The sequence below is a fragment of the Sulfurimonas sp. genome (assembly GCF_028713515.1).
In the GTDB taxonomy this organism is placed as follows: domain Bacteria; phylum Campylobacterota; class Campylobacteria; order Campylobacterales; family Sulfurimonadaceae; genus Sulfurimonas.
In genome coordinates this window covers 249,363-261,474 of the sequence record NZ_JAQTOD010000002.1, presented here as the reverse complement: position 1 = coordinate 261,474, position 12,112 = coordinate 249,363, and the positions used below count along the sequence as shown (strand labels likewise).

At 36.4% G+C, this 12,112-nt stretch carries 14 protein-coding genes; 8 read left to right on the top strand and 6 right to left on the bottom strand.

Annotated features, from left to right (window positions below):
• The first annotated feature begins 109 nt into the window (after positions 1-109).
• Genes PHV22_RS05520 through PHV22_RS05500 form a run of 5 tightly spaced genes read left to right on the top strand, consistent with a single transcriptional unit; the run spans position 110 to position 3,860 of the window.
• On the top strand, positions 110-1,030 hold the full coding sequence (locus tag PHV22_RS05520; protein WP_295021863.1) for a branched-chain amino acid transaminase: 921 nt from the start codon (positions 110-112) through the stop codon (positions 1,028-1,030).
• A gap of 32 nt (positions 1,031-1,062) precedes the next feature.
• Entirely contained in the window at positions 1,063-2,118 is a 1,056-nt protein-coding gene (locus tag PHV22_RS05515; protein WP_295021865.1) for a prohibitin family protein, read from the top strand.
• Positions 2,119-2,802 (top strand): bifunctional phosphoribosyl-AMP cyclohydrolase/phosphoribosyl-ATP diphosphatase HisIE, encoded by a 684-nt coding sequence (gene hisIE / locus PHV22_RS05510; protein ID WP_295021866.1) that lies wholly within the window; start codon positions 2,119-2,121, stop codon positions 2,800-2,802.
• A 3-nt stretch (positions 2,803-2,805) separates the two neighbouring features.
• Complete coding sequence (locus PHV22_RS05505) at positions 2,806-3,318, top strand: DUF2393 domain-containing protein (RefSeq protein WP_295021868.1); 513 nt, start codon at positions 2,806-2,808, stop codon at positions 3,316-3,318.
• Entirely contained in the window at positions 3,315-3,860 is a 546-nt protein-coding gene (locus PHV22_RS05500) for a DUF2393 family protein (protein ID WP_295021871.1), read from the top strand. The genes PHV22_RS05505 and PHV22_RS05500 overlap by 4 nt, the downstream gene beginning before the upstream one ends.
• Here PHV22_RS05500 and PHV22_RS05495 read toward each other — a convergent pair.
• The 6 genes from PHV22_RS05495 to PHV22_RS05470 form a co-directional block, all read right to left on the bottom strand.
• Positions 3,857-4,816 (bottom strand): TIGR01212 family radical SAM protein, encoded by a 960-nt coding sequence (locus PHV22_RS05495; RefSeq protein ID WP_295021872.1) that lies wholly within the window; start codon positions 4,814-4,816, stop codon positions 3,857-3,859. The two genes, PHV22_RS05500 and PHV22_RS05495, sit on opposite strands and share 4 nt — an antisense overlap.
• Complete coding sequence (gene purF / locus PHV22_RS05490; protein WP_295021874.1) at positions 4,816-6,171, bottom strand: amidophosphoribosyltransferase; 1,356 nt, start codon at positions 6,169-6,171, stop codon at positions 4,816-4,818. The genes PHV22_RS05495 and purF overlap by 1 nt, the downstream gene beginning before the upstream one ends.
• Positions 6,172-6,386: 215 nt before the next feature.
• Positions 6,387-7,154 (bottom strand): 4-hydroxy-tetrahydrodipicolinate reductase, encoded by a 768-nt coding sequence (dapB, locus tag PHV22_RS05485; RefSeq protein ID WP_295021876.1) that lies wholly within the window; start codon positions 7,152-7,154, stop codon positions 6,387-6,389.
• Between the two features lie 12 nt (positions 7,155-7,166).
• The gene (locus PHV22_RS05480; protein ID WP_295022342.1) at positions 7,167-8,108 is read right to left on the bottom strand and encodes an FAD-dependent oxidoreductase; all 942 of its coding nucleotides are present in this window, start codon (positions 8,106-8,108) and stop codon (positions 7,167-7,169) included.
• 229 nt (positions 8,109-8,337) lie between these two features.
• Complete coding sequence (gene trxA, locus PHV22_RS05475; RefSeq protein WP_299946272.1) at positions 8,338-8,658, bottom strand: thioredoxin; 321 nt, start codon at positions 8,656-8,658, stop codon at positions 8,338-8,340.
• A gap of 86 nt (positions 8,659-8,744) precedes the next feature.
• On the bottom strand, positions 8,745-9,524 hold the full coding sequence (locus PHV22_RS05470) for a histidinol-phosphatase (protein ID WP_295021880.1): 780 nt from the start codon (positions 9,522-9,524) through the stop codon (positions 8,745-8,747).
• A gap of 64 nt (positions 9,525-9,588) precedes the next feature.
• Between PHV22_RS05470 and PHV22_RS05465 the strand changes: the two genes are divergently transcribed.
• From PHV22_RS05465 to purE, 3 genes are read left to right on the top strand one after another with little or no spacing between them, the layout of a single operon-like run.
• Positions 9,589-10,284 carry a chemotaxis protein gene (locus PHV22_RS05465; RefSeq protein WP_295021881.1) on the top strand — a complete coding sequence of 232 codons (696 nt, stop codon included), beginning with the start codon at positions 9,589-9,591 and terminating at the stop codon, positions 10,282-10,284.
• Complete coding sequence (locus PHV22_RS05460; protein ID WP_295021883.1) at positions 10,284-11,576, top strand: peptidase U32 family protein; 1,293 nt, start codon at positions 10,284-10,286, stop codon at positions 11,574-11,576. Before PHV22_RS05465 ends, PHV22_RS05460 begins: the two co-directional genes overlap by 1 nt.
• Before the next feature lie 31 nt (positions 11,577-11,607).
• The gene (purE, locus tag PHV22_RS05455; protein ID WP_295021884.1) at positions 11,608-12,102 is read left to right on the top strand and encodes a 5-(carboxyamino)imidazole ribonucleotide mutase; all 495 of its coding nucleotides are present in this window, start codon (positions 11,608-11,610) and stop codon (positions 12,100-12,102) included.
• Positions 12,103-12,112 lie beyond the last annotated feature (10 nt).

Genomic DNA, 12,112 nt, shown 5'->3' with positions numbered 1-12,112 from the left:
CTCAACTTGCATACACTCTTAGAATTTAAACAACACTTTGTTAAGCCAGCGTAAACAACACTTTAGATAGAATACAAAAATTTTAAACGCGATATTATGGAGATTTTTTATGGATGCAGCTAAATATATTTGGAAGAATGGTGAATTTGTAAATTGGGATGATGCAAAGGTTCATGTTTTATCTCATACTATCCACTACGGAAACGGTGTTATCGAGGGAACTAAGGCTTATAAAACAGCAAAAGGTTATGCTATTTTTCGTCTAAATGATCATACAAAAAGATTAAAAGAGTCTGCAAAAATGACACTTTTTGATATTCCATACAGCATTGAAGAGCTAAATGAAGCTCAAGTTGAACTGCTAAGAAGAAACGATTTTAAAGGCGATAATGTTTATATTCGTCCATTTTCATTTTTGGGCTATGGAGTTATGGGAGTTTATCACAAACATGCTCCGGTTGAAACTGTTGTAGCTGCTTGGGAATGGGGTGCTTACCTTGGCGAAGAGGGTATGAAAAAAGGAATAAAACTTAAAATTGTCTCTATGACAAGACCTGCAAATACTTCAAATATGGGCAAAGCAAAAGCAACGGCAAACTATCTAAACTCTCAAATGGCAAAATATGAAGCAATTGATTGCGGTTATGACGAGGCGCTCCTACTTGATGATCAAGGCTATGTGGCAGAGGCAAGCGGAGCTAGCTTTTTTATGGTAAAAAATGGCGTTCTTTTAACTCCTCCAAACGACAACTCACTAGAATCTATCACTCAAAAAACAGTAATAGAGATGGCTGAGAAAATGGGTATACCGGTTGAGAGACGCCGTATCACAAGAGAAGAAGTTTACATCGCAGATGAAGCATTTTTAACCGGAACGGCAGCAGAAATTACACCGGTTCGCCATGTTGACGGCAGAGATATTGGTTGCGGTGCACGCGGAGAGATGACAGAAAAACTTCAAAGTGCATATTTTGATATAGTTTTTGGCCGCAATAAAGATTTTGAGCACTATTTAACTTATGTCAATTAATAAAAATAGATAAAAAAACGAAGGACGGCATAATGGCATCAGATATGAATGATTATTTCAATAAGAAGAAAAACGAGAGTAGCAATTTTGATAGAAAATCTACCGGCAATAGCGGTGGAAGTGGTCCTCAGATACCAAAAGTAGATTTTAACTTTAGTGGTGGTAAAAATGGTGTTATAATTTTTGTTATCGCTGTCGTTATTTTACTGCTTTTAGCTAGACCTTTTACTATTATCCAAGAGGGAGAGAGAGGGATTTTAAGCACGAACGGTAAGTACTCTAGCCAAGCGCTTCTTCCTGGACTTCATTTTATAATTCCAGTTATTCAAAGAGTTTATATCGTCGATACAAAAGTTCGTATAATAAACTACGCATCAATCACTGATGCTGGCACAAGTAACGCAAATGGTGTTGTTGTAAAACCTGCTATAACTGTTCTTGATAAGCGAGGATTACCTGTTTCAATTGAGCTTACAGTTCAATATAGACTTAACTCTCAATACGCTGCTCAAACAGTTTCAAACTGGGGATTTAGCTGGGAAGATAAAATTATCAATCCTGTTGTAAGAGATATTGTTAGAAATATTATTGGTAAATACGATGCAGAGATGTTGCCTCAAATGAGAAATGCTATCGCAACAGAGATAGAGCTTGAGATTAGAAAAAGTATAGAGAGCAAAGAGAACTCACCTGCAACTTTAGAGTCCGTTCAACTTCGTGAGATTCTTCTACCTGCAAAAGTAAAAGAGCAGATTGAGAATGTTCAAATCGCAAAACAGCAAGTTCAAAAAGCTGAACAAGAGGTAGAAAAAGCAAAGCAAGTTGCAGAAAAAGCTAGAATAGAAGCAAAAGGTATAGCTGATGCAGTAACAATCGAAGCAGATGCAAAAGCAAAAGCAAATACTCTTATCGCTAAATCTTTGACTAATCAGCTTATACAACTGGAGCAGGTTCATGTTCAAGGTAAGTTTAATGAGGCCCTAAAAGAGAATAAAGATGCCAAGATTTTTCTAACTCCTGGTGGTTCAACTCCAAATATTTGGGTCGATATGAAAGATCCAAAACAGATGACAAGCGTAAACAAATAGATGAAAGAGATAATCAAAAAAATAGATTGGCAAAAGATAGGGCTTTTGCCAGTTGTCGTTCAAGATATAGCAAGCAACGAAGTTTTAATGATGGCATATATGAATGAAGAGGCACTATCTTTATCTTTAACTACAAAAATTGCTCACTATTTCTCAAGAAGCAAGCAACGCATCTGGATGAAAGGCGAGAGTAGTGGCAACACGCAGACTATCCACTCTTTTAACATTGATTGTGACAATGACACACTTCTTATAAAAGTAACTCAAAAAGGCGGTATATCTTGTCATACTGGGCGCAGTTCATGTTTTTTCACAGAACTAGATAGTGGAGAGATAACCTCTGAAATCCAAGCAAATCCTGAGGCAATGTATGGTGTAATTGACACACTTTATCATACAATTCAAGAGAGAAAAAATGCAGATCCTGAGACTTCTTGGACGGCAAAGATTTTAAGTAAAGGTGAAAATACAATCTTGAAAAAAGTTGTAGAAGAGGCTGGGGAGTTCTGTTTTGCATATAAAGATGATGATGAGTCTGAGATAATTTATGAAGCCTCTGATTTGACATATCATGTGTTGGTTGCTCTTGCTGCTAAGAATATCTCTCCTGATAGAATTAAGCAGGAGCTAGCTCGAAGATTTGATATGAGTGGGATAACTGAGAAAAACTCAAGAGACAAATAAAATATGTCAGGAAAAATAAACGCATTTATATATGATTTAGTATTATATGACTACATTTTATTTGGCGTTGTTTTTTTTCTATTTATCTTTTTTGTTATTTTAGGAATTGTAGCTAGAAGACGGACTTATATAGCTATACCACTTGTTCTTATTGCATTTGCGACTCTTATTTTAGGGCCTACTCTTGGATATGTTGAGATGCACAACTATCTCTACAAAAATAAAACCACCATCATAAATCAAAAAAAATTAACATTTACAAAAGCTATTGTCTTGAACGGTTCTGTTAAAAATGAATCAAATAGAGATTTTAAGAGATGTAAAATTACAGCAAAAGTATTTAAATCTACTAAAAATGAGATTAAGGATTTTATATTTAGTTTTAAACCAATTAACAAAATGACGATAATAGAGAATAGTATAGCCATAAATGAAGAGAGGGATTTTAAGATGATTGTAGAGCCATTTACATATTTAAAAGATTATACTCTCTTTGTGGAGGCGGATTGTAGATGACAACGCTAAACTACTGGCACTATATAGTTCTATTTATCTCTTTTATTATTGTTTTAGCTGGAATTTTTTTAGCAACAAAACAAGAGGAGAAGGAGTCGAAAATATGGATGATTATATCTTTTTCTGTCATCTCTTTGATTATAGGTGGTTTTAGTTTTTATGCAGTGGATAAACTAACCAAATTTGCAGAAATTCATAGGCTAAAAAGTAAAAGAGTACTTGTCAGAGAACAAGTTATGTATAGTGGTGTTGTTAGAAATGAGGGCAAACATGAAATTGGAACGGTTACTTTAGAGATAAAATTAGTAAATAGAGGACTTGAATCTGGTAGCATGAAGACAGGTGCACTTTTTGAGCAGGGAAGCATAGCTGATTTTTTTAAAACTAAAGAAAATAAGCTAATCAGGCCACAGCAAGTTTTAGAAGAGTTTGTCATAGCTAAGAACCTAAAAGCTGGAGAGAGTGAGGAGTTTGTGGTTTACATGCCATACCCACCTAATTTTAGTGGAAGTGCTGAACATATCAAAATACATTCACACTAGTATTTTAAATTTAACTGCTTTAGTGTGTTGTTTATATTTTTAATTTGACTATTTTTATCCCTGCACCAATCTGGTGAAAGCAGGGTATTGTTGTCTATTCCGGCCGTAACCCTTTGCACCGATATGCTACTTGGCTTTAGCTTGATGGACTCAAGTAAAACTTCGAGATACTCCTCTTCACTTATAGGAGTAAACTCGCCTCTTAAAAACTCATTTGCCAAAGCTGTTTTTTTTACAACATAAAGAGGGTGGTATTTAACAGAGTCTATTCCCCATGCGTAGGCCGCTTTTGCAGTCTCTATCATCATCTCTTTGCTCTCATCAGGAAGCCCAAATATAAGATGACCACAGACATTTAACCCTTTGGATTTAGCTCTAAGTATTAACTCTTTTACATTTGCACTGTCATGACCGCGATTTATTTTTTTTAGTGTTTCATCATAAATAGATTGTATGCCAAACTCTATCCAGATCTCTTTATGCTTGCTTAGTTGTGCCAAATACTCAAGTGTCTCATCCGTTACACTATCAGATCTTGTTCCAATGCTCAGACCCACGACATCACGGAATGAGAGAGCTTTTTCATAAAGAGCTTTTAGGGTTTCAAATGGTGCGTAGGTGTTTGTGAAAGATTGAAAATAGACGATAAATTTTTCTGCCCCATACTCATCTTTTTGTCTTTTACTGATTGCATTAAATTGAATTTCAAGCTGTTGTAACTGTTTTTCTAAGTGAGGATTCTCTTTTGAGTTGAGATTCAGGTAAAAACCTTTAAGCTCTTGAACCTCGCCACTACTTGCACTAAAAGAGTCGTTTTCGCAGAACGTACAACCACCATAAGCAACAGTCCCATCGATGTTCGGACAGGTAAAGCCAGATATATTTATACCAACTTTATGAACTTTGCACCCAAACTTATCTCTTAGATAGTTGCCAAAGGTATATAGTTGTTTCATTAAATTATATATTTTCCTGTAAAACAAGCCGTACAATAGTTATCTTCCGTTGCATTTACGCTTCTAAGTAGAGATGCCTCATCCAGATAAGCTAGTGAATCAGCCTCGATATATTTACAGATTTCATCAACACTCATATTGGCTGCAATTAGTTTATCTTTATCCGGAGTATCAACACCGTAGAAACATGGATCAGTGGTTGGTGGAGACGATACTCTCATATGAACCTCTTTTGCACCAGCTTCTTTTAACATCCTAACAATTCTTCTAGAGGTTGTTCCACGGACAATTGAGTCATCTATTACGATGACTACTTTGCCTTTGATGATTTCAGTCATTGGAGAGAGTTTCATTTTTACTTTGAGGTCGCGCATCTCTTGTGTAGGCTCTATAAAAGTCCTACCAATGTAGTGATTTCTCATGATCCCAACTTCATAAGGAATCCCACTTGCTTGTGAGTATCCAATCGCCGCAGGAACACCACCATCTGGAACAGGAATAACAATATCAGCTTCTATCGGTGCAATTTTTGCTAACTCTATTCCCATATTTTTTCTTGTTTGATAAACACTTTGTCCGAAAACAACAGAGTCAGGTCTTGAAAAATAAACATACTCAAAAATACATCTTTTTGGCGTTGGCTCAAAAACTTTTATTGATTGTGGAGCTTTGCCCTCTTCAAAAACAAGTAGTTCTCCAGGCTCAATATCACGGATAAACTCTGCGGCAATAAGGTCAAAAGCACAAGTCTCACTTGCAACAACATAACCACCATTTTTTAAGCGACCAAGACTTAGTGGGCGGAAACCATGTCTGTCTCTCATGGCAAACATTTTTGTTCTGCTTAAAAATACTAGAGAAAATGCGCCTTCGATTCTGTTAACCGCATCTATAATTCTATCTAGTAGATGCTCTTTTTCACTTTTTGCTATAAGATGGATAAGATTTTCGGTATCCATAAATGTCTGAAAAATTGCACCTTTTTTGATTAGTGCATCACGGATTTCTGTTGCATTTGTTAGATTTCCGTTGTGAACTATCGCCATTTCACCCAGATCATATCTTGCAAAAACAGGTTGTGCATCTAGGATAGAGTCATCCCCAGCAGTTGAGTAGCGAGTGTGTCCAATAGCGCTTGATCCGCTTAGTGTAGAGAGTTTTGTACCATCAAAAACCCTCATAACTAAACCACGATCTTTGATGATGCGAAGTTTATGACCATCAGATGAGCTTATGCCTGCTGCTTCTTGTCCACGATGTTGAAGCGCATGAAGAGAAAAATAAGCTAGTTTAGAAGCCTCTTTATGACCAAAAATTCCAACAACTGCACATTTTTCATTAATATTTTCTAGCAAAAGATTTCCTTTTATAAGCGTCTTTAAGCATAGCTGATGTTACACGCTCTTGTAAAAAAGAGTATAAAACACCTTGTAATTCTCAAAAACTTGTTTTTTGTAGCTTTAGGGGGCTGGAAGGGAAGTAGTCCATCCCACTAAAACGGACTTGTTCGCTTTAGTGCGCAACATCAAAGTATAAGCCGAATTATACTAAAGTCAAATTAAATTAAAGTTTACAGTTCTAAGCAATCGGAAATGGAGTACAAACCACTCTCTTTGTTGGCTAGCCACTGCGCAGCTCTGATGGCGCCTTTGCTAAAAGTGTTTCTTGAAGTTGCTGTGTGATTTAGCTCTATAAACTCGCCATCATTATAGAAGCCAACAGTATGTCGTCCAACGATATCGCCACCACGAAGAGCCATTACGGCGATTTCATCTCTGCTTCTTTCTCCAATATTACCATCTCTGCCACTAACTCTTACTTTGTTTAAATCCAAGTCACGACCTTTTGCGGCAGATTCGGCTAGCGTTAGAGCTGTTCCGCTCGGAGCATCTTTTTTGTGCTTATGATGCATCTCAACTATCTCGATATCAAATCCATTAAGTGCGCTTGATGCTTGATAAACTAGTTTGTTTAAAAGTGCAACTCCTAAAGACATATTTGTAGCATAAAGAACAGGCATATTCTCACTTGCTTGTTTTAAAAGATTTAGTTGATGAGTATTGAGCCCAGTTGTCCCAATCACTAGCGGTTTTGGTGTATCGATTGTAGCTTCTAGTAAAACTTCACAAGCCTCAGGAAGAGAGAAATCTATAACAATATCACAACCATTTAAAAATGATTTAATCTCTGTTGTAACTAAAACTGACGGGTCAATTGAAAAATCTAGAGAACTCCTTACATATACAGAACTAAGGCTAATATTCTCACTCTTTTTCAAATCATCAACTAGCAATCTTCCAACTCTTCCATTTACACCAAAAACACCAACTCTTACCATATACTCCCCCTTTTAATGATTTAATAACTCATCCACATATGAAATTGCCCCAAGTGCAGCAATTGCTCCATCCCCAGCAGCACAAACTACTTGCTTTGGAGCAGAGAGACGGATATCTCCAGCTGCAAAAAGCCCATGAGTTGTTGTTTTCATAGTTATATCGACTATAACTTCGCCTTTTTCGTTCATGTCACATAAGAAGTTGCCATCTTCTTGACGAAGAATTCTGTTGTTTACATTGTTTCCTACAAAAACAAAAACACCAGGCGCTTTAATGTCCCTGATTTCTCCACTACTATCTTTTACTAGAATCCCAGTAACTCCCATATTATCGCCATATACCTCTTGTGGTATAGAATTTAAAACAAGTTCAATATTTTGAGTTTTTTTTACTCTTGCAACTGTATTTGGAGCTGAGCGAAAAGAGTCTTTTCTATGAACTAAATAAACTTTTGAGCATATTTTAGCCAGATAAAGCGCTTCTTCCAAGGCTGTGTCTCCACCACCGACAACAACAACCTCTTTTCCTTTGTAGAAAAAACCGTCGCATGTCGCACAGCTACTTACACCTTTTCCAAAAAGTTCATTCTCTCCTTTAAACCCAGCATGTTTTGGTGAGGAGCCAGTACAAACTATAACGCTATAAGCTTCTACTACTGTACCATCTTCTTTGTGAATTTTAAAAATATCACCATCTTTGCTAACTCTTTTTATCTCAACCATATCATGTTTTAGACCAAATTTTTGACACTGTGCAGGCCATGGAATCATAAGATCCATTCCACTAATCTCGCCAGTAACTCCAGGATAATTCTCAATCTCACTACTAGAAGTTATCTGCCCACCAGGCATACCTTTTTCAAACATCACAACATTGTCTAAACCACCACGGGTTGCGTATAATCCAGCGGTGAGTCCAGCCGGACCACCACCAATAATTGCGCAATCTAAAATCATATAAATACCCTCACTATAATTTAATAATTTATCTAAATTCTCTAATTTTGTATAGTACTATCTTGTTTATAAAGGTACTCTTTTGTTTTATCTGTAAAAAAAATAGATAGTGATTTATCAATAAAATCAGTTTAAAAAGTTATAAAAAAGTGATTATAAAGAGAAAAATAGGAGGATAAGAGAATAACCAAAAAGGAGTATTATCTCTTTTTGGTTAATTTTAAATTTATGCTAAAAGAGCGTTGATTTTTTCAGCTAAAGCAGCTTTTGATTGTGCTCCAACGATTTGATCTACCATTTTACCATCTTTGAAAAACATGATTGTAGGAATTGAACGGATACCAAATTTAACAGAGATATCTTGCTCTTCGTCAGTGTTTACCTTGCAGATTTTTGCTTTACCATCAAAATCTGCCGCTAACTCTTCAATAACTGGAGCAATCATACGGCAAGGCCCACACCATGGTGCCCAGAAATCAACTAGAGATACACCTTCATTTAGAGTTTCTTCAAAGTTTGATGCAGTTAATTCTATGTATTTAGCCATCGTTTTTCCTTGTTATATTTAATTTTGGAGCATTATACAAATCTAACTCTTTAAAATTGCTTTATGGAGATTGGTAGAAAAATAATCTAAAAATCTATGAAATATTTTACTCTTTTACGATAATAAACACACTCCGTATATCCAACTTCTCTCGCCATTTTCATGGCTTCATCATTAAACAGCCCTACTTGTTCAGGCTTGTGTGCATCTGAGGCAAATGTTATCGGGATTCCTAATTTGTATACTTCTTTTAACAGAGAGATTGATGGATATGCCTGTGCAATTGGTTTTCTAAATCCTGCAATATTTAGCTCAAGCGTCATATTGGCTTTTTTGATTGCAAGAAGTGCTTCATGCGCTAAAGATTCTATATTTTTGTTTGGCAGGAATTTGAATATTTTTATCAAATCAAGATGTCCAACTATGTCAAAAAGTCCACTCTCTGCCATCTCTTTAATGGCATCAAAATATTTTTGCCATATTTCATCTATATCTTGATTTTCGTAGTTACCTATAAATTCAGGATTATCAAACCCCCACTCATCTATAAAGTGAACAGAGCCAATTAGATAATCAACATTAGCATTTAAAACTCTCTCGTCCATGTAGCCCTTTAGATAGTCAACTTCATATCCGAGCAGAATTTCTATCTTATCTTTATATCTCTCTTTGGCCTCCAACACGCTATTTTCATAGCCTTCCATCTGCTTGAAATCCATTCTATATTTATGGTCAAAATTCATAGGTGCATGATCAGAAAAACCAAAATATTTAGTGCCACACTCTATGGCTTTTTCAATGAATTCGCTGATTTCGCCCTCCGCATGATTGCATAGCGGAGTGTGGTTGTGTAAATCTACTAACATTTATAAGCCTTATAGGATTTTATGATATTATAATGTTAAAAATTAAATTTGACTAGGACTTGTTATGACTCAAGAAGAATTGGATGCTTTAATGAGCGAAGATGTAGAAGATTTAGATAATTTAGACGACTCATCGGATGAAGAGATTGGTGGTATCCTTGAAGAAGAGCATTTAAAAGAGGATGATGAGGGGAAACCTTTTGGTTACAGTAAAGAAACCGCGCATCATTGGCCACTGCCAGCAACAGATGAAAATAAGATGGTTCATCAGCTTGATGATGTAACAAAAGAGAGTGAAGAAAAAGCTACTGAAATTTTTGACATTATAGAAGCAGTTAGTAATGATTTAATGGAAAAAGAGTCAAACGCTAAAAATATACTTGAGGTTTTATCTAGTAATATCAAGTTGTTTACAACCCTTAATGCAAAATTTCCAGATGTAGAAGCTTTTAAAACAGGACTTGAGACAAATAAAAATGCTTTGAATGATGCCAATGAGGTTGCTGATATGCTTCAAAACAATGGCGACTCCATGATGAGCGTTATGGATATTATGCAGTATCAAGATATTCATCGTCAAAAGATAGAGCGCGTTATAAATGTTATGCGTGCACTCTCGAAATATATGAATACACTTTTTGAGGGCAGAATTTCTGATGAAAAAAGAGTCTCTTCAGCGCAACATATAGCTGGGGATACTCACAATGATTTAGCTTCCGATGATGATATAGAGGCACTTTTAGCGCAGTTTGGAAAATAATGCAAAAAGCAGAACTTTTATCCCCGGCTGGGACTTTAGAAAAGCTTAAAATTGCAATAGACTTTGGAGCAGACGCTGTTTACGGCGGTGTTAGTCACTTCTCTTTGCGTATTCGTTCTGGAAAAGAGTTTAGTATGGAAGAGTTTGCTGAGGGTATTGAGTATGCTCATGCTAGAGGCAAAAAAGTTTATGCGACTATAAACGGATTTCCTTTTAACTCTCAACTTAATCTTCTAAAGAAACATATTTTAGCGATGGCTGAGTTGAAACCAGATGCTTTTATAGTTGCGACTCCGGGCGTGTTAAAGTTGGCTCATGAATTGGCTCCGCAAATCCCGTTACACCTATCGACTCAAGCAAATGTTATGAATGTTTTAGATGCACAAATCTATTATGAAATGGGCGCTACTCGTATAATTACAGCCAGAGAGATTGCACTTAGAGATTTAGTTGAGATAAAAAAAGCACTCCCAAAACTTGAACTTGAAGTCTTTGTTCACGGTTCAATGTGTTTTGCTTATAGTGGCAGATGCCTTATCTCTACTCTGCAAAGCGGACGCGTTCCAAATCGCGGAAGTTGCGCAAATGATTGCAGATTTCCTTATGAGATTTTTGCAGCAAATCCAGAAACAGGAACACTTTTTAGACTTGAAGAGGATGAGGGAGTTGGTACTTACATCATGAACTCAAAAGATTTGAATCTTGCTTCGCATATAAAAGAAATTTTAGATAGTGGAGCCGTTGATTCTCTAAAAGTAGAGGGGCGGACAAAAACGGCTTATTATGCTGCTGTAACTGCAAAAGCTTATAGAATGGCGATCGATGACTATTATGAGGGAACTTATGATGTGAACAAGTATCAGTATGAGCTAGAATCTCTTCAAAATCGTGGTTACACAGATGCTTATCTTATCTCAAGACCGTTCGAGAAGCATGATACTCAAAGTCTGGATTTTACGATGCAGCTTGGAACGCATCAGGTTAGTGGACAAGTAGAAGAGGACGGTTTATACTTCTTATGCAAATATAAAACTCTGCCAAATGATGAGCTAGAGATTGTTGCACCGCTTAACTCCAAGATAGAATTTGTGGACAATGAGATAGGCTCAACGTATGAGAGAGACGGCAGACTGTATCTGAAGTTGAAACAACTTTTAGCACAAAATAGAAAAGTGTGGGATGAGGTTCATAGTGGCAATGTAAATCCTATTGCTCTGCCAACAAAAATGCCCCCATACACTTTTTTTAGGATACCAGCACATGACGATATGGGAACTTATCCTAAAAAATAGTTATAATTTAATTAAAAAAAAAGAGGTATAGATGAAGTTTGTTTCAATTGTTATAGGAAGTAAAAGTGATTATGATGTTATGAAATCTTGCGCAGATACATTAGAGTCTTTTGGGGTTGAGTATGAGTTAATTATCTCATCAGCTCACCGCTCACCTGAGAGAACAAAAGAGTACATAGAAACAGCCGAGAAAAAAGGTGCTCAAGTCTTTATAGCTGCTGCTGGTATGGCTGCACATTTGGCCGGTGTTTTATCTTCTAAAACTGTAAAGCCTATAATAGGGGTTCCAATGAGCGCATCAGCACTTTCTGGGATAGACGCACTTCTCTCAACCGTTCAAATGCCAGCTGGAATGCCAGTTGCTACAGTAGCAATAGGAAAAGCAGGAGCTATTAACTCGGCATATTTGGCAATGCAGATAATGGCGCTTAATAATGAAGAGCTATCTGTAAAACTTAAAGAAGATAGAATCGCAAAAGCTAAAAAAGTTGAAATGGATTCGATGGAGATTGAAACTATTCTTTAGAACAAAGGAA